Origin of the sequence: Paenibacillus sp. NRS-1781, from assembly GCF_050467745.1 — a bacterium.
Lineage (GTDB): Bacteria > Bacillota > Bacilli > Paenibacillales > Paenibacillaceae > Paenibacillus > Paenibacillus terrae_A.
In genome coordinates, this window is the sequence record NZ_JBITPI010000015.1 from 324,017 (window position 1) to 343,866 (window position 19,850).

Annotated in this window: 11 protein-coding genes and 1 pseudogene; 5 read left to right on the forward strand and 7 right to left on the reverse strand. The window is 41.9% G+C overall.

Annotated elements, in window-relative coordinates; translation table 11 throughout:
- Window positions 1-2 precede the first annotated feature (2 nt).
- Window positions 3-7,001 (reverse strand): amino acid adenylation domain-containing protein, encoded by a 6,999-nt coding sequence (locus tag ACIFO6_RS06050; RefSeq protein WP_430039026.1) that lies wholly within the window; start codon window positions 6,999-7,001, stop codon window positions 3-5.
- Window positions 7,002-7,451: 450 nt separating this feature from the next.
- Here ACIFO6_RS06050 and ACIFO6_RS06055 point away from each other — a divergent pair, with 450 nt between their 5' ends.
- Genes ACIFO6_RS06055 through ACIFO6_RS06065 form a run of 3 tightly spaced genes read left to right on the forward strand, consistent with a single transcriptional unit; the run spans window position 7,452 to window position 10,575 of the window.
- Window positions 7,452-8,705 carry an MFS transporter gene (locus tag ACIFO6_RS06055; protein ID WP_430039028.1) on the forward strand — a complete coding sequence of 418 codons (1,254 nt, stop codon included), beginning with the start codon at window positions 7,452-7,454 and terminating at the stop codon, window positions 8,703-8,705.
- Between the two features lie 2 nt (window positions 8,706-8,707).
- Window positions 8,708-9,445: a response regulator transcription factor gene (locus tag ACIFO6_RS06060; protein ID WP_430039030.1), complete on the forward strand. Its 738-nt coding sequence runs from the start codon at window positions 8,708-8,710 to the stop codon at window positions 9,443-9,445.
- An 11-nt stretch (window positions 9,446-9,456) separates the two neighbouring features.
- Window positions 9,457-10,575 carry a sensor histidine kinase gene (locus tag ACIFO6_RS06065; protein WP_430039032.1) on the forward strand — a complete coding sequence of 373 codons (1,119 nt, stop codon included), beginning with the start codon at window positions 9,457-9,459 and terminating at the stop codon, window positions 10,573-10,575.
- A gap of 40 nt (window positions 10,576-10,615) precedes the next feature.
- On the opposite strand, the gene ACIFO6_RS06070 is transcribed toward ACIFO6_RS06065, so the two are convergent.
- From ACIFO6_RS06070 to ACIFO6_RS06095, 6 genes and pseudogenes are all read right to left on the reverse strand, one after another.
- The gene (locus tag ACIFO6_RS06070; RefSeq protein WP_430039034.1) at window positions 10,616-11,407 is read right to left on the reverse strand and encodes a DUF4097 family beta strand repeat-containing protein; all 792 of its coding nucleotides are present in this window, start codon (window positions 11,405-11,407) and stop codon (window positions 10,616-10,618) included.
- Window positions 11,388-13,013: a hypothetical protein gene (locus ACIFO6_RS06075; RefSeq protein ID WP_430039036.1), complete on the reverse strand. Its 1,626-nt coding sequence runs from the start codon at window positions 13,011-13,013 to the stop codon at window positions 11,388-11,390. Before ACIFO6_RS06075 ends, ACIFO6_RS06070 begins: the two co-directional genes overlap by 20 nt.
- Entirely contained in the window at window positions 13,010-13,885 is an 876-nt protein-coding gene (locus tag ACIFO6_RS06080) for an ABC transporter ATP-binding protein (protein WP_430039038.1), read from the reverse strand. Before ACIFO6_RS06080 ends, ACIFO6_RS06075 begins: the two co-directional genes overlap by 4 nt.
- Before the next feature lie 295 nt (window positions 13,886-14,180).
- Window positions 14,181-14,891, reverse strand: a pseudogene (locus ACIFO6_RS06085) (MBL fold metallo-hydrolase).
- 337 nt (window positions 14,892-15,228) lie between these two features.
- Window positions 15,229-16,635 carry an alanine/glycine:cation symporter family protein gene (locus ACIFO6_RS06090; protein ID WP_430039040.1) on the reverse strand — a complete coding sequence of 469 codons (1,407 nt, stop codon included), beginning with the start codon at window positions 16,633-16,635 and terminating at the stop codon, window positions 15,229-15,231.
- A 178-nt stretch (window positions 16,636-16,813) separates the two neighbouring features.
- Window positions 16,814-17,386, reverse strand: a complete 573-nt coding sequence (locus ACIFO6_RS06095; protein WP_430039042.1) for a TetR/AcrR family transcriptional regulator — start codon at window positions 17,384-17,386, stop codon at window positions 16,814-16,816.
- Between the two features lie 301 nt (window positions 17,387-17,687).
- Between ACIFO6_RS06095 and ACIFO6_RS06100 the strand changes: the two genes are divergently transcribed.
- The gene (locus ACIFO6_RS06100; RefSeq protein ID WP_430039044.1) at window positions 17,688-19,049 is read left to right on the forward strand and encodes an amidohydrolase family protein; all 1,362 of its coding nucleotides are present in this window, start codon (window positions 17,688-17,690) and stop codon (window positions 19,047-19,049) included.
- Between the two features lie 82 nt (window positions 19,050-19,131).
- The coding region (locus ACIFO6_RS06105) for a helix-turn-helix domain-containing protein (protein ID WP_430039046.1) at window positions 19,132-19,850 on the forward strand (719 nt) is incomplete at its 3' end.

A 19,850-nucleotide genomic window follows, 5' to 3' on the forward strand; every position in this document is an offset into this window, starting at 1 on the left:
TTTTAGTTTAAGGAATTCAGGAATAAATCCAGATCCTCTTGATTGATTCCTTTGGCACTAAAATCGCTTGATGTTAGTACCTGCTCCTTTTTCTCCATGCAATACTGAATAATACCGTACAAACTTGCTTGAAATGTCTCGACGAGCCTATTCATCGCCTGATTAGCATATAGGTTCGGATCATATCGGAATTCCAACAGTAAATTTTCCCGATTAACCGCTCCATTAATTTCCAAATCAGTCGTCATCGATGTAAGTGGACTTATTGAGTCTCCAATAGAAATGGAGGATTGGCCCAATCCCTGTAATAAAGCTCCCGTATCAAATACACCTAAATAGTTAAAGCTGATTCCCGTGGATAGACTCGGTGAATGGGCCAATTTGTCCGCACATATATACTTCATAATTCCATAGCCTATGCCTTTATTAGGGATGCTCCGCAGTGTATTTTTGACCGTTTTAATGACTTCCCCTATCTCAAGATTGTCCAATGTGAAGATGACTGGAAAGATGGATGTAAACCATCCCAGTGTTCTATTGATGTTAATTTCTCTGTGGATATATTCTCTTCCATGGCCTTCTAAGGCAACGGATATCATTGGATTCCCTGTGCATTGAGTCACGGTCCATACAAGAGCACTCAGCAAAATATCGTTAACTTCTGTGTTGAATGCACGGTGGACCTGAGTCAATAGATCCTGTGTTGTTCGTTTCGGAAATATGATTGAAATTACCTTGCTATCCTGCATTGTGCATCTACGGGCACTTTCCCGGTTGTTAGGGAGCTGTTGCCGCATAAACTCATCTTGAATTTCCCAAAAACCGAGCTCATTTCGGAATTGTTGTGTGCTCGCATATTCCTGTAATGCATGGCTCCACTCCTTAAACGAATCCGTTTTTGGAGGAAGGACTATCTCAGAATTATGTTCAAGCTGTGTATATACTTGGTTAAAATCCTCCAGAAGAATACGCCATGAAACCCCATCAATCACCAGATGATGAACGGCTATAAACAGGTATTCTTGTTCAGGTGTTTTAAAAAGTCCCGCTTGCATTAAGATACCCTCAGAAAGATTCATACTTTTTTGCAGTCTAATCGTTTCCTTCTTAATGCTCTCTTCCCAGTCCATCTCCGTTTGCCAATGGAAGACATGAAATTCAAAACTCTTATGATCCAATCCCTGGTTCATTTGAATAACTTGATTTTGTTCCTTAATAAATTTCATACGCAGCGCATCATGGTGCTCAATCAGCTTCATCAAGGACTTTTCGACTCGTTTGTCATCCCATATCGTATCCGCCGGAAGAAGGATAGACTGATTCCAGTGCTGCTCTTCAGGAAATTCCTGTTCATAAAACCAACTTTGTATCGGTGTTAGTGGCACCTGTCCTATAATAGTTTGTTGTTCCGACTCCTTACGGATAGGAACCACATACGGGGCTAATTCTATAATACTCGGATACTCATAAAGCCTTTTTAAATCCAATTTATAGTGGTGTTTGCTTAACTGAGCCGCAATTTGAATACCCTTGATTGAATCTCCGCCCAATTTAATAAAATGATCCAGCACACCTATACGATCAACTTTAAGAGTCTCTTGCCAAATGGATACCAAAAGAGCTTCTATTTCATTAGAGGGTTCAACGTAAGCTGAAGCCTCGGAAACGCCAAGGTAAGGATCCGGCAAAGCTTTTCTGTCTATCTTCAGATTAGGAGTCAAAGGCAATGAAGATAGTGTAACAATATAGTTAGGGATCATATATTGAGGCAGCCGGGCACTTAAATATGTCCATAACTCTTCACGGATACTGTCATCTTTCTGTACTACATAAGCAGCTAATTTAGTATGCTGCTCTTCCTGACGATCAATAACAATGGCTTCCAAGACACTTGGATGCTTTAAAAGCGTCTCTGTAATCTCTTCCATTTCGATACGGTGACCATTAATTTTAACCTGATGATCTATTCGACCCATAAATTCAATAGTACCATCTGGCAACCACCGCCCTAAATCTCCCGATCTATAGATTCGACCTTCTCCAAACGGATTATTAACAAATTTCTCTTTGGTAAGGTCCGGCTTATTCCAATAGCCCCTTGCAATTCCTGCCCCACCAATATAAATCTCTCCAGACACCCCGATCGGTTGTAGCTGCATATTAGAATTCACAATATATATTTTTTTATTGGGTATAGGCTTTCCTATTATAATTTTGTCTGTATGCTTGGTGATAACCCCCAGAGTAGATCCGATCGTCGCTTCCGTTGGCCCGTATCCATTAATGAAATCTCTGCCTTCTCCCCATATCTCTACAAGCTCCTTACTACAAGCTTCGCCTACTGTTGTTATTGTTTTCAAATGAGGTAAGCTTTTGTATTCTACCGCTCTCAGCATGCTGGGTGGAAGAATAGCTGCTGTAATTTTCTTTTCCCGAAGCATGTGCAAAAGATCCGAAATAATGTTCTCCTTCTTCTCCACATATAATGTAGCACCGGAGAGGAGGGTCTGAAAGATTTCTGCGACTGATCCATCAAAACTAAAAGGGGCAAATTGTAAAACTCTTGAATCTTCATGAATACCCAATGTTGGGGCTGTCAATAAAAAGTTACTTAATCCCTGATGCTCGATCATGACCCCTTTCGGATTTCCAGTCGATCCGGATGTATAGATCATATAAGCCAAGTCATGAGCTGTATTTATATTCAGCAGGTTATCCGAGGTAGCTTCTGTTTTGTAATCTGACAGCTCCACTTTCAGAACTTCCCCCGGATAGTCAGTAGGTACCTGAACGTCCAAATGAGTTAATAGCCAATGGGCTCTACTATCTTTCAACATATATTGTATCCGCTCGGCAGGATAGGTAGGATCAATCGGCATATAAGCCCCACCTGCCTTAAGTACGGCCAACACTGCAACGACCATCTCAATAGACCTATCCATCATAATACCTACAAATTGTTCGCTTTTTACTCCAAGTTCAAAACGCAATGTCCGAGCCAGTGAGTTCGCCCAATGATTAAGCTCCAGATAAGAGACGTGCTGTTCACCACAAACGATCGCAGTATGATTATGCCTGGATGCTACTATTTCCTCGAACAATTGATGAGCAACCTTATACTCAGGATAAGGCTGAAAGGTATTATTAAAATCACCTAGTACAAGCTGTTTCTGGCTCGCTGGCAGTACCTCTAAATCCAGCAGTTGAATCTCAGGCAAGCTAGTAATTTGTCTCAGTATAAAAATAAACTGCTCTGCCATTCTGCTAATGCTTTCACTCTGAAACAAAGCAGTGCTGTACTCAATTGCAAAGCTTAAATGTCGTTTTCCATAAAATTCCCAGGACAGATCAAATCTCGATTGGTTACCGGCCACATTTAGCGGTTCAACGACTGCACCATCTATAATCAATTCGTGTTGATCCATATTTTGCATAATGAGCATGGTATCAAATAGTGGATTCCGACTGGCGTCCCGGTTCTGCTTTAAATTCTGAACTACTTTTTCGAATGGATAATCAGCATGTTCAAATGCCTGTAGTGTTCTCTTTTTTATAGTTAACAGTAACTCTAAGAAGGTCTGCTGCCCATTAGATGTATTTCGAAGAGCCACCGTGTTTACAAACATACCTACGGCATTATTTAATTCAACATGATTACGGTTCGCGACAGCTGTTCCAACAATAATATCATCTTGTCCGCTCCATTTTGACAAGAGTACATGATAAGCTGCTAATAAAACCATAAATGTAGTCGCACCGCTCTGATCTGTTATTTTTTTAAGATCAATTATCAAGTCTTGATCCATCTCAAAATAACTTCGACTTCCCTCAAAATCTTGCTTTGGAGGTCGTGAGTAATCCGTCGGTAAATTTAATACTGGAAGCTCATCTGAAAATTTCTGTTGCCAAAATTCAGCTTTAACATCATACTCCGTTGTTTGGAGCACTCGATCTTCCCATACAGAATAATCTTTGAATTGATAGATATTGAGTGGTAGTACTCCCCCCTGATACAATTCAGACAGTTCTTTATAGAAAACATTCATCGATATACCATCCATAACAATATGATGTGTATCCATAATGAATATATATTGCTCAGGCCCGCTCTCTAGCAGAGAGGCACGAAATAATGGAGCCTTTTCCAAATTAAAGGGTTGGATATAAGATTGAATACAATCAGGAATTTCCTCCAGATGATGAACACTACATGTTTCCAGGCGGATTCTTGCTTCAGGATTGACTTTTTGAACGAGCTGCCCATCCACATAATGAAAAGTGGTACGAAGACTTTCATGTCTTTGAATCAAGGAATTAATAACTTCCTCCAAACGTTGATGATCTACCTTTCCTTGAATATAGTGGACGGAAGTGATGTTATACCCGCAACCCTGCTCATCCAATTGTTGTATGGTATAAATAGCCCTTTGAGCTGCTGATACCGGATAATACTTTCTTTCTTCACAAGGTTCCAGACTAATCTGCACCTGCGAATGATCTTGGTGAGCAGCCTGGATATACTGAGCCAGTTGTTGAATCGTAGGATGTTCAAAAAAATTCCGTATGGATACTGAAATCCCCCACTCCTTCTTTACTTGTGAAATAAGCATCATTGCATTAAGAGACTGCCCACCCAGATCAAAAAAGTTATCATGAATCCCGATGCTCACATTTTGAAAAATCCCGCTCCACATTTTTACCAGCTTAGCTTCTGTTTCACTGGATGGAACCTCATAATTTGTCCGCACTGAGGGCACGGGTAAAGGAAATGACTTTTTATCAATTTTCCCATTGGGGGTTAATGGAAATTCTTTCATAGCAATATATTGGGATGGAACCATATAAGCAGGAAGCTCAAATGAAAGATACTCTTTGAGGTTCGTGATTTCCTCTCTGTTTTGAGAGATATAATAGGCACACAAATCTGTATAATGCCCTTCATTATCTGTGAGCGGCAATACAATTACCTGACTAATTTGGGGATGCTGAGCTATAGATTTCTCAATCTCTTCTAGCTCAATACGGTGCCCTCTAATTTTGACCTGATTGTCCAGTCGCCCCAAAAATTCCAGTTGTCCATCTCTAGTCCAGCGGACCAAATCGCCAGATTTGTACACGCGTTCCCCATCAATAAAAGGATGCTTCACAAATACAGCCTCTGTGAGTTCTTGCCTATTCAAATATCCTCTAGCCAGCCCCTCACCGCCTATATACAATTCTCCCGGAACCCCGATCGGCTGAAACTGATTATCTTTGTTCAGGACATACACACTCGTATTGTAAATAGGCCGTCCAATCGGAACAAAATCCAGCTTCATAATATCCGAGGTTATAGGATAATACGTTGCAAACACAGTTGTTTCCGTAGGCCCGTAAACATGAATAATCCGATCTGCTCCAAGTACCTCAAAAGCTCGTTGTACATGTCTTACCGAGGACAGCTCTCCACCAAATAAAATTTTTCGCAGAGACTTTAGGCAATGTATATCAATATCCACTAACAAATTGAATAATGCGGTTGTCATAAAGGTTACAGTGATCTGCTCCCTTTGAATGAGAGCTGAGAGTTGAGTAGGATCTAAAAGAGTTTCTTTGGGAACAAGTACCAGTTGAGCTCCATTCAAGAGCGCACCAAAAATATCGAATGTCGAACCATCAAATACATAATTGGACAGTTGTAACAGCTTATCTTCCGCAGTTAATTCTATGTAGCCACAATTTACAACTGTTTTAATAATATTGGTGTGCGTCGTCAGTATCCCTTTAGGCTTGCCTGTTGAACCAGAAGTATAGATAATGTATGCCTCATGATGCGGATCTTGTGGTGGAAGTTCACTCGAGTAGACGGTGTCGTCGTTTTGAAGGATTTTATTAATAATGGTTACGGTTACATCATAATTTACGGTTATACTTTCATATTGTTCCTCTACCAACATGAACGCAGCCTGGCTATCTGAAAGCATATAAGCTACCCGCTCCTCAGGATAGGCTGGATCAATAGGTACATAGGTAGCACCTGATTTCAACACTCCTAAAATGCTTATAATCATATAAGGAGTTCTATCGTTCATTAATGCTATACGATCCCCTGGTCCAATACTTTGATTGCATAAATAGTGCGCTACTGCATCTGATTTGGAATCAAGTTCTTGATAGTTGAGGGTTCCTCTCTCAAAGATAAGCGCCGTGTTATAAGGAATTCGTTGTACCTGTTCTCTGAAGAAATCAATGATGCTTTGATTTCGAGGAAAATCCATACGATTTTCGTTTACTCCCAGTAAATAATTTTTCTCTTCTGGACTAATCGTGCTCACATCACTCACAAGCGTCTCAGGACTGGATATTGTTATAAATAAAATCCGCTTATACTGCAAAGCTATACTCTGTACAAATTCTTCTGTATAGACATTTGGATTGAACACAAACCTTAACTTTAGATTCTGCCCCAAGAAGGCGTATACACCTAAGTCCTTTTTATGCATCATGTGAAAATTATCTTTGTACTCTTGAATGAATTCACTCTGCTCAAAGATAAAAAAATGGGGCGCAACTGCCTGGTCAAACACAGTATCTGTTAAAAAGAATAACTGTGTCAGTTTCCTTTCATTTACATTTATACGCTCCAATAACTGCAAGATCGTTTCGTTTTCTTTACTACGCATTCGGAAAGGAAATATTCTTCGGGTTTCAACCTCTCCTTCCTGATGTATCCTTCTTTCAAAAGCAATATCCTCTGTATTCGTATACTTTTGTAGAATAATTCCCCAAATCGTATATAAAAGAGTCGCCAACGTGTTTGCTGTTTCTGCACCCTGCTTAACCAGTTCCTTCGTTTCCTCCGGAAGAAGCTCAACCATAAATTCCTTTGTATTTTTATTCTCAATCATAATTTCCATTTTCTGATTCGGAATTTCTACATAATGATCAAATCCACCCATATATCGCTTATAAACATCAGTAGCCCCATTCGCTCTTAGCGAACGTTGAGTCAAATTATCCACAAAATCCCCCTCTTTTACGAGTAATGAGAATCGAAAAATTTGTCGAAAAATGTCTATAAATCTATAAATTCAATATTCTGTATAATTACATTAACAACTTACTCTTGAAGATGTATTTTGTCAACCCACATTTTAATAATTTGTATATGTAATATCTTTTGTTTTTAAGATATAATTTTCTATGTTATTCCAGTATAAAAGTAAATTGAGTAATTATATCCACTCTGTTACATTGTATTACGTCAACTTATGCTTATTTCAACACAAACCTCAAGAATATGCAATTAGGGTAAGAGGATTTAATACTACGGAGTAAGGGAGGAGAATCCAACGACTATCGTGTCTATTTAAAATTTTAAACTTTTTAAATCCTCACTCACATGAGTATCTAATTCGACTAAAAAGTATCATCCACACTGCTGACAATAAATAAGCTTAAGGGGATATTACATGGGAACTTATGCGGAAATGTCCAAGCAACCACAAGAAAACAAATCTTCATTGTTCAAAAATGTCTCATTTCTTTTTGTCCTGCTTTCAATCACATTCAACAGTTCTGGGATTTCAATTTACCTTTTAGCAGAATCATGGTATGTCGTAAATCACCTAACATCGGGTAATAGCCTAGGTATTGTACTGATGGCTACAGCCATCCCACGTCTAGTACTAATGCCCTTTACAGGAATTCTGGCAGACCGCTACAAAAAAACATATATTATGTTTCTATCCGATATATTTCGGGGTCTGCTGTTAATCGTTATGGTGTTTTGTTTTCTATCGAATATCTTAAGCTTCTCCGCAGTCGTCACCTTTGCTATATTATTCGGGATTTTAGAAGCCTTTTATTGGCCGGCTTCATCCTCACTCATTCCTGTGATCGTCTCAGAGAATCATCTGGCTCAAGCTAACTCATTATCTCAAATCATTCAGCAATTTTTCAGTTTGGCGGGGCCTTTGATTGGGGGGGTTATTCTTACCTATGGTTCTTATCATCATTTGTTTGGCAGTATTTCGGCAATTTTAATTCTTGGAGCGTTTTCTTCACTATTTGTCAGTAAATACATGCATAAAGCCCAGCACTCCTCTTCTGAATCTTTACATCTTGTTAAGGAATGGAAGGAAGGAATCCATTTCATAAAAGAGGATGCGTTCATCAAAGCCATTATTATTGTCTTAATCGTAGCTGGTTTCTTTCTCACAGGCCCATTATCTATGGCTATTCCGTTAATTGTAAATTCAGTTTTACATGGAAGCGCATTAACACTCAGTTACCTAGAAATGTCTGTAACTGTAGGTATGATTGCTGGTGGAGTCCTGATCGTAGTGTCCAAGATCCAAAAACGAAGAGCATTGATCTCTCTTCTAAGTCTTGCACTATGCGGGCTTGCTATTTTATTTTTAGGGATTAGCGTGAACTTTTTGCAAACTCTATTATTATTAGGCATAATCGGGTTCGTTATCTCTTTTAGTAATACTTTTTTTGTCACTCTGCTTCAGGAAAGAACCCCTCAGGATAAAATTGGGAGGGTTTTAAGCCTTGTTACTACAGCAACGACAGGACTCGTACCTCTATCACAAGCCCTGATTTCTATTTTTCTTAATAAAGGTCTGCAGATCTCTCAAATACTAGTTTCCTTTGGAGTCATTGTATGCGTATTTTGTATCATGATGATGTTAATGTTTCGTCCGATTCGAAATGCATAATCTTGTGGAAAGGAATTCCTCCCTTGCTAAAAAACGAAAAAATACTTTTAGTGGATGATGAAATAGGTATTCTGACTTTATTGGAAGTGACCTTGAAAAAGGAGCGCTATACGCATATAAACCGCTGTACAAATGCAAAACAAACGTTGGAAATGGTTCGGAAAAATAATTACGATCTAATCATACTGGATGTTATGCTACCTGACATGAATGGTTTTGAGCTATGTAGTATGGTAAGAAGCCATACCAATGCTCCGATTATATTCATCTCGGCAAGTTCGAGTGATTTCGATAAATTAACAGGGTTAAGCGTGGGCGGGGATGACTATATTACAAAACCATTCAATCCATTAGAGGTCGTAGCTCGGATTGAGGCTCTGTTCAGGAGACAAAAAATATACCAAACTCCGTCCTACGCTACACAGGAAAATCAGGAAATACGGGTAGGGCGGCTTATGCTTAAGCCGTCGGATGCCATGCTAATATTTGACGATCAAAAAATCGAATGTACGGCTAAGGAATTGGATCTCCTTCGTTTCTTTTTAAGAAACCCAAATCGGATTTACTCCACTTCACAGATTTATGAATTGGTATGGGGAGGGGCACCTCATTATGGGGAAGAAAAGACAGTGGCCATGCATATTTCAAAAATAAGAAAAAAACTTGAAATCAATCCGAAATCACCCGAAATTATTATTAATCTTAAGGGAATTGGGTACAAGTTCATCCCCCCACAATGAAGGGACCGAAAATGAAAGTTAAGCTTCGTTATGGTATTCACTTTATTTTAGGTTTTCTGGCTTGGCTATCGAGCATGGCGTTCATGACCATCATAACAACAGAAATAATTTTACCTGTTGTAGGAATCACACCTGATAACACAAACTATGATTTATTTGTATTACTAACCTTTGTGATTAATATCATGATGTGCAGCGTAGTTTTCAGTTGGTATTTCGGGGGCCCGCTATGGTTTATCATGTCATGGATTGATAATTTAACAAAAGGAGAATACGAAGCTCCGCTTACTAGAAAGAATAAAGTATACACCAAGAAACACAAGCTCAGACGGCCTTATCGTTTGTATAAAGAAGTCATTGATAATATACACATTCTAGCCGATAGTCTTCAACAAGCAGAATTGGAAAGAAAAAATATGGAAGAATCCAAGCGGGACTGGATTGCCGGGATATCACATGACCTCAAAACTCCGCTTACCTACATTACTGGCTACACTACTTTGCTGATGAATGATGAATATATTTGGAGTGTAGAAGAGCAACAATCCTTTTTACTTGAAGTTCATAATAAAAGCCTACACCTGGAGAGGTTAATTCAGGATCTTAATCTCTCTTTGCAAATTGAAAATGCAACATTTCAGATCCCCATTCATCCCAAAAGCGGCAACCTGACATCTTTCATAGAAAACCTAATTACTGATATACGCAATAATCCGAATTCTGCAGAGTATATGATAAGCTTTCACACTGAAGAAAAGACTATTATGGCAAGCTACGATGAACGTCTACTGTATAGGGCTTTACAAAATCTACTAATGAATGCAGTAATTCATAATCCGACGGGTACTAAGATCCAACTAACATTAGCCTGTAAAAATGATTCAACGATAGAACTAATGATCGTTGACAACGGGGTAGGTATGCAGCCAGAAACGCTCAAAAATATATTCACAAAATATTATCGCGGATCTACTACGCATGCACCCGAATTTGGTACCGGACTCGGCATGGCCATTGCAAAACAGCTCATTATTGCCCATAATGGCTCGATTAGCATGGATAGCGAGCTCTCAAAAGGTACTATAGTTTATATCACTCTACCTTATATCAATGAAACAAGCGCTGATTAGAAATCAGCGCTTGTTAGTATGTGTGGTCTTTTTTAAGCTATTATTTAATCACAATGGTTCCAGAAGAAGTTTCAAGAGAAAGTACAGGACTTTCATCTGTTACCTTACCAATTTGGGCATGTAATTCTTTATCAGAGCTGGATGGATCAAAAGAAGACTTCAACGAAGACTCAATTTGACCAGAGTTCGTAACGGCATTAATCCTTAGTGACGATGGGACAGGATCAAGCTCGACCTCAATCTTCCCACTATTGCTTCGGACACTGCTATCCTGTCCGATCTCTCCTTGATGAGAAATATTAATGCTACCGGTATCTGCACTTACCTCCATCCCGCCATTTATCCCTACCAAATTAATATCCCCTGCGGACATATGACTTACAATTTTTTCTCCTTCAAACCCATTAATATCAATAGAGCCGGAATCTCCAGATACATTCAGTTCTTTTGATTTACTATCTTTTCCTGTGATTTTTCCGGACTTTGTAGTTAAATTCACCTTATCATAGAGCTGATTAGGTAAAGCTACGTATACAGTAGTCGTTTTAGGATTAAATATGCTTGAAGATCCTGGGGCATTCACCTTAAGTGCCCCTCCCTCTTCCACTGCTGTTACACCCTTATCCGTTGATCTAACTTCAATCTGTCCATTACTCGACTGGCTTAGCTCAATATTCTGGCTATCTGTTTGAACATAAATTTCCTTTATATTGTCACTATTGAACGTCTTCACTTCACTCTTCGCATCAGAGTCTGAATTACAACCTGCCACAATCACTATCAGCATACTGACACACAACAGGGTTACCCCTTTATTTCTCCATTTTCTCATGATATTCTCCTTTGGTAGGCCGATTTATTTTGGTATTCTTCCGAAAACCAGCCAATAACGTTTCTTCCTGAACATGTTGTATCATAATGCCCACCACTAAAAGCACAAACGTCAATATCAAATATAAAGCTGCGTATCCTGTTGGAACTCCTAAAAAGTTTAAATACGGAAGATCATTTACAGGGCCCAGATACCACAACAGCATATACAATACCTCGAAAAGCTTTCTCGATCGGGTCATTGTCCCCAGCGTTAAAGCTAAAGTCGGAACGAAAATAAGACCCACTACCCATGAATAGATATACGTAAGCTCCCCTTCCAAGAAAAAGTGGATGAGAGCGCCCGAGGAAATGAGCAGTGTCACTAAAATACCCGCGATCCAGACAGAGAAAAACTTATACAGACGTGGGCAACTGGATAATATTATCTCGTTCGTGGAATAAAAAAACTCTCTGTTTCCCATCTGCGACCATATTGCAAGAGGCCATAGCAAAAGGACAGGTAGCCAGCTTTTGATCTGATCTAATGGTACCAACAAACTCGCCACCATCGAACCTAACACCAGCAAATACCACCAGATAGACATTCCCTTTAGCATAATGCGAAACTCAGCTCTAACTAAACGGGACAAGCGAACTTTCTTATCTCTTTTCACAGGCGATAAATGATAAGATTTGCGGTCCTCACGTTCTACCACTTTATTCTTCGTGTCATGAGCAGGAAGCCTAACAGAAAAAGCTGTTTTAACTACTGCAAATCGATTAAACAACTGAGAAGAAAGTAGAATGATAAACATTGCCGCGAGTACCCAAATCAAACGCGAAGTTAGCAAGTGACCAGTCCAATCCACCCCACCCCACTCAAAAGTAGGAGTTCTCCCTTCAATGGGATAGTAGCCGATACTTCCTCCTATTTCATTTGCGGAAATAAAGTCAAAATGAGCCGCCGCCTCTTTTGTCATTCCCGTCTGGATTGCATTTATTCCAAAAACATCCCATAGACTGCTGGAGTTTGAAATAGACATCACACTAAGAAAAATCCAAATGGCGAAAAACAATACATTCCCTAACACACCCTTTAACCCAGGAAAAACGTCAAACAGCACTGTAAAGGCTGATAAAAGTAACAAAGAGGGGATACTTACAAATAACAACGGAAGAAAGTATGCTGCAAGGTTGATGTGCAAATCCTCTCCCCGAAGCAACTGCATTCCCATAAAGGCTACTACTAGTACCAGTTCAATGATCATAAGCACACAGAAATTTGATAACGCTCTGCTGGATATATACCGAAGATTACGAATAGGTGTAGATGCAATAATTTGACCCATCTTCAGGCGCTGATCTTCAGAAATTTTACTTCTTAGCATATAAAATCCAAACAGCCATAACAGCATGGTAGATAGCATTGCAACCATTGCCCCTAGCCAGTGTGAATTATAAATACCCCGTACACCCTTGATATAGAAGACCTCATAACCGTCCGATGCCGCAGGAATCAAAGCATATCCGAGGAACAAGGTGATACCCATAATCAACAGAAACGTGTACCTTCTCATTTCTTGGGTTACATTTCCTTTGAGTAAATACAAGTAGTTACTTCTCATGATGTCACTCCTAAAGCGGCTACAGAATACAAATAAGCATCCTCTAGTGAAGGTTGCAATGGTACTGCATTCTCGCCGGGACGAACGTCCGAAACGATGCGGACGTGCACTCCATCGCGCCGATGAATTGCACTGCTGATTGCATATTTCGCCTGTACCTCCTGCAAGCTAGTTGAGGGAATTACGTAATCCCACACCTTGTGATCGACCGTTTGAATAAATTGTTCCGGTGTTGTATAGGTAATGAGACGTCCCTCGGACATAACCGCAATATTTGGAGCAATTGATTCGATATCCGTCACAATATGAGTGGATAAAATTACAATACGATTTGAGGATTGAGAGGATAATAGATTTCTGAAATTTATCCGTTCCTCAGGGTCCAAGCCAACGGTTGGTTCATCGACAATCAAAAGGGAGGGATCATTCAACAACGATTGTGCAATGCCTACTCGCTGTTTCATCCCACCTGAAAATCCACCCAACAAGCGCTTTCGTGCATGAGAAAGGTTGAGTGCCTCCAAAAGTTCGTCAATCCGTTTCCTAGCCGACTTCATAGTCAAGCCTTTCATAGCTGCTATATATTCTAAGAATTCAACAGGATTCATATTGGGATATACACCAAAGTCCTGAGGTAAGTACCCTAACTCACTCCTTAATTCATCAGGATTCTTAGCGATGTCTATGTTATTCCAACTAACAGTTCCCTTTGTAGGCTTCTCAATAGTAGCTAATATACGCATAAGTGTCGATTTGCCTGCTCCATTAGGGCCAAGTAATCCCAACACTCCTGGCTTTAAATGTAGAGACATATCTCTTAGTGCTTGCTTAGAGCCATAGGTTTTATTAACATGATCCATAGTTAATTCCATTCAAATCCCCCATTTACACTCTAAAATTTGATTAACCCTAGAAACAGCTTCTCCTTTAGGTAACTTAAGAATACCGTACGTGTTTAAAAAAATAGTAAAATCCTAGATATATTTATATATTTTTTTCATTGTGTGTGTAGAATTCTTTAGTAGTATTCCCTTAATAGAGGGATTATTTATAATCAAAAAAGCAGACCAGCATAATAATCTTGGTCTGTCCTTCTATCCAGGTCAATAAGCTGACTATGTCCGCCTCTGTTTTGCCACCGGAGCCTGATGTGAACACGATGCCTCACTATGCTTTACAGCTTCCTCCCATCTCTTGAATGGCCCGTTCGAGTGCATCCTGTGGATGTTCCAGCAAGTTGCCATGTCCGACAGCCAGCAGAGATGGTTTGAATCGCGCCAGCTTTTTGGCGCTTTCCAGTGAAATTTCCTTGTTCCAGGTGGCCAGTGCGGGAAATGGAAATAGCGGCTTGAGCCTCCCTGACACCGCAACGCCGCCTCGGATCTGGAAGGCATCACCTGCAATCAATGCACGGGTACGAGTGTCCAGAAATGCCATCGAGCCCGGCGTATGTCCCGGTGCGCTGATCACCAGCAACGGACCCACATAATCCCCTTCTTGCAGCAGAACGTCAGGCTGTGTACGGATGTTTTTGGGCACACTGCCCCGAATCGGAGTATTCGGTTCACCCGCATCCAGCGATACATCGCCCTGTAACAGCCGCGCATCCCGTCTGGAAATGAATACTTGCACATCAGGATGCCGTTCCTTCAACTTATCCAGTGCACCTACATGATCCTCATGGGCATGAGTAAGTACAATTCGCTGGATTGGCTACCCCATCCGCGCAGCAGCCTCCTCGATCCCATCTGCACAATAAGGAAGTCCGGCATCTATCAATGTCAGTCCCTTCTTTTCCTGCACCAAATAGCAGTTCACCGGGAACAGTCTCGGCAGAAACGTCAATTGAACTATATGCTGCACCTGAACAACACGCATCCATCTCATCTCCTCATCTTGTTAAAACTAATTACATTAGTATAATAAATAATATCATTAGTTTTAATCAAATCTTTTCGCAGATATTCCGCAGCAAAAAGGCAGACCCGGAATAACATCCCTGGTCTGCCTCTCTCCAACTATGATGTGAATGCTCCTAAATCCATCACCCCTGCTGGATAGCCTCAGCAATGGGCGTGCTACCTGACGCCAGATTAATGGCACGGTGATACGTCTGCCGTTCATCCAGTGCCGCTACTACCACTGCGGCTACATCCTCACGGGAAATGGTGCTGACAGAAGGATCATCGCCTGTAGTTTGTGATCAAGCGTTGCCTTAAAGCTTGGTTCCCCGCTCCCAGCACTCCACTTGCTCTAGCCCCGGAATGCTATCTTTATAGAAGACAGGGTCCTGACCCGCCTTTTTCTGCCGTGAATAATCCTTTAAGGCTGCAAAAGCGACTCGGGATAAAAGGGCAATAGCAATCAGATTGACGACAACCATCATCCCCATGAATAAATCGGCCATATCCCACACCAGTTGCACCTTGGCCACTGCTCCGAAAATAACCATACCAATCACGGCAACCCGATAAAGCCATACCCAGATTTTCTTCGATTTCATAAACTCGATGTTCGTTTCGCCATAATAGTAGTTACCGATTAATGTGCTAAAGGCGAACAGGAATACCATAATGGCAAGGAAACCGGATGCCCACGGGCCGATGTGCACACTCAAAGCCGCCTGGGTCAGCTCAATTCCGCTAAGCCCTGGCTTCGTATACGCCCCGGATAACAAAATAATCATGGCTGTGCTTGTACAAATAATAAGCGTATCCGTTAACACTCCAAAAGCCTGAATCAAGCCTTGCTTGACCGGATGGCTCGTGTTTGCGGTAGCTGCCGCATTCGGTGCGCTCCCCATTCCTGCTTCATTGGAAAATAAACCACGCTTGATGCCGTGCATCAAGGCTGCCCCGATGGAGCCGCCCGCAACCTGCTCGAAACCGAACGCACTGCGTACGATCAGGGACAGCACCTGCGGCAATTGCTGAATATTAATGATCACAATAAACAGTGCAATTCCGATATACAGCACCGCCAGTACGATGACGATATACTCGGACATTTTGGCAATCCGCTTGATTCCTCCAAAAATAATGACCGCAAACACAGCCGCCATCAGCAAACCCACAACCAGTCGATTGGTGCCAAAGGCATTTTCGAAAGCCAGTGTGATTGTATTGGACTGCACCGCGTTAAAGACCAAACCAAAGCTTAGTGTAATCAGTATCGCAAAAACAATACCCATCCACCGCTTCTTCAAGCCGATCTCCATGTAATACGCGGGACCACCGCGGAATCCATCTTTGTCCTTCACTTTATATACTTGGGCTAATGTGCTTTCGACGAAGCTGGAGGCTGATCCGATAATCGCAATGATCCACATCCAGAACACCGCACCCGGCCCACCCAGCGCAATGGCAAGCGCAATCCCTGTAATGTTACCCGTACCTACACGCGCCGCCATGCTGATACAAAATGCCTGAAAAGGTGAAATGCTGCCCTTGGAGCCGCGCTTCGACTCTTTCAGAACGCGGAACATGTCTCCGATCATTCGTACTTGCAGACCCTTAGTGCGGAACGTAAAAAATAGTCCCAATGCGATCAGCATGACAATTAACAACTTGGACCAGAAAAAGTCGTTAATGACACCGATCACATCCTGTAAAAGCTGTTGCATCCACAATCCCCCAATATCCCTTAGTTCATTCCCGCTGTAGAACCGGTTCCATATTCGGCCGTTTAACAGTATTTTTTGAGTATATCAATTTTTAGCCACACAGAACAGATAATTATACATTTTATTTTATAGAAGCCATTAACAGGAAACCTCACAGAGTTTAAACCTCATATTATACTCATTCCTGCTGCACACGCAAACCTGCCAAAAAAGTGTTCAGCATGACTTCAATACTCCGATCCACTTCTACGGGTAAACCAAAGCCGCCCTTCTGTTCGAGCGAGGCAAAACCATGAAGCAGACTGCGAAACCCCCTCGTCGCATGAACACAATCCTCTTCCTTAAATCCGTAACCGCTGGACAGAACAGAAATAACAAGCTCCGCCACACGATCCGCAGCCTGCCTCATTTCGGGATTATTTCGATCAGTTGCATACAGCATCGCTTCATACAAACCAGGTCGCTCGCGGGCATATCGCATATAGGCTTTCCCCATAGCGGTCAGTGCATCGTCACCCGCTCTGCCAACCGCCGCGCTCACCAAAGCTTCCTCCAACTGTCCCAAGCTGTGTAGAGCCAGCACTTGGCGCAGTCCGTTCAACCCGTCCACGTGGTTATACAAAGACGGGGGGCGAATGTGCAACTTCTGCGCCAGCGTGGTGAGCGTGACATCGCCCATCCCCCGTTCATTGGCAATGTCCTCGGCAGCCTGTAAAATATCTTGCAGCTTCACTCCGTTTCTGGGTGACATCAGCAATTCTCCTTTAATCGAATTTCTATGTAAGGTATTTACGTATACATGTACATAATGAATCTTATTTCTATTTTAGCTAATCCTGTTAGTCTATACAAAGGAGATGCTGGTTGCAAGAAATAAGATCATAGAGCGGGTCTGACCACTTTTTCGATTCCATGTAAAGGAGCTTATCTGCACGAAAAAAAATACTGTGATTTATATCATTAGGCTTACAATATACATATATAGATTAAACATCGATCTAAGAGAGGTCATAGAATTAAGTCATCTAACAACATGCAAAGGAGATAAAAAGATGAACCATCGTTTATTAATCCAAAACGGCTGTGTACTTACGCTCGATAAGACAATGGGTGATTTTAAGAAAGCGGATATTCTCATTGAGGGAAAAAAAATTGTCGCTGTTCAACCGGAGCTGGAAGCATCCGATTGTGAAGTTGTTGACGCTACAAACATGATCGTTATGCCGGGATTTGTGGATACACATCGCCACACCTGGGAATCTGTCGTTCGTAATGTAGGTGCCGATTGGTCGCTCGAAAAGTACCTGGGGCGTATGTACTATGGGAATATTGGAGCTAAATTACGTCCGCAGGATGGGTATATAGCCAATCTGCTGGGCGCGCTGGAAGCGTTGGATGCAGGGGTTACCACGCTACTGGATTGGTCGATGATTAATTCACCCGAGCATACGGATGAGCTGATCCGGGGCTTGCAAGAATCGGGAACACGAGCGGTCTTTGCCCACGGAGTTCCTGGTGATGGCGAATATTGGTCCAGAGAAAGCCAGATACGACAATCCGATGACAGCAGACGGGTGAAGAAGCAGTATTTCTCATCAGAGGACCAGCTGCTTACCATGGGGCTAGCCATAAGAGGACCAGAATTTAGCGCCTGGGAAACAGCAGTCGATGAGATTCGATTCGCTCGGGAGCTTGGTGTGCTGTGTACCATGCATTTAGGGTTCGGGACATGGGGTTCGGTGGATCGTTCGATTGAAAAAATGCATAAGGCTGGACTGCTCGGATCGGATCTTAACTTTGCCCATGCCAATACACTCAGCTATGAGGAGTACAAGCTAATCGCAGATTCGGGCGCCTCCATTTCCGTTACACCGGAAATCGAAATGATGATGGGACATGGCTATCCGGCTACAGGGCTATTTATGGAGAACGGAGGAAGACCCTCATTAGGAGTCGATGTCGTAGTATCGACTGGTGGGGACATGTTTGCACAAATGAAGTTCGCTTTGCAAGCAGAACGCTCCAGAATCAATGGAAAGACTTTATCCACAGGAGAAATGCCGGTGGAATTCACCATTTCAGCACGGGACATTTTAGAATTCGCGACGATTGATGGCGCCCGAGCATTGGGACTGGATCATAAGATCGGTACGTTAACCCCGGGAAAAGAAGCCGATCTGATTATGATCCGAACCAACGACCTGAATATGTTCCCGGTAAATCATCCCATCGGTGCTGTTGTGCAATGCGCAAACACGAGCAACGTCGATTCAGTGTTTGTGGCTGGGAAAGCTGTCAAACGGAACGGAAAAATGCTGCATGTAGACATCCAACGCTTGCGCAAGTTAGCCAATGAGTCCAGAGATTATATTTTCGCACAAAACGGGGTGCCTGAAGAAGCATGGCCCATCTGATTGGCTGTAGGGTGCCATGCAACTCAAGTCAAATATTCCTGCATTCCGCTTGTTAAGATGGAATTGAAAGGAGGGAACCATCGTGTACGAATGGAACGAAATGGTCCAGCTCATGATTGATTGGATTGATGATAACCATACTTCAGCACCATCGTTGTTGAGAATGTCCAATCAGCTAGGCTACTCCCCTTATTACTGCACCAAACAGTTTCATTCTCTTACAGGAATGACGTTAAGGGATTATGTGTGGATGCGCAGGATTAGCCGTGCAGCCCTTGAACTCCGGGATAGCAATGCCCGTATCCTCGACGTTGCCATAAAGTATGGGTTTTCTTCACAGGAAGCTTTTACACGAGCATTTGTAAAAGCTTTTAAGGCAACCCCGGCTGCATATCAAAGAGACCCGAGACCTATTCCGTTAGCGATTCATGTTGAAGTGTTCTCTCCTTATCATTATCATTTGAAGGAGCGGGATCAGATGGTTAAGGAACATTTGCAAGAAGCCGAAATCAAAATTGAGCGTATACCAGCACACAAATTTATTGGAATCTGGGATACCTCTTCTCGAAACTACGGTGATTTCTGGAGAAACGGTCATAATTGTGATGACATTTGCGGAACACTGGAAAGCATGTCTCATCTCAAGCTACCCGGACAATTGGGTCAAACCGCAGGCTGGTTCTATCAGGATGGTCAAAAGGGCTATCTCTATGGAATACCGATTGCCTCTGATTACGCTGGAGAGATTCCAGCAGGAATGGAGTGCCGGAGCATTCCCGAATCAGATTATCTGGTGTTTTT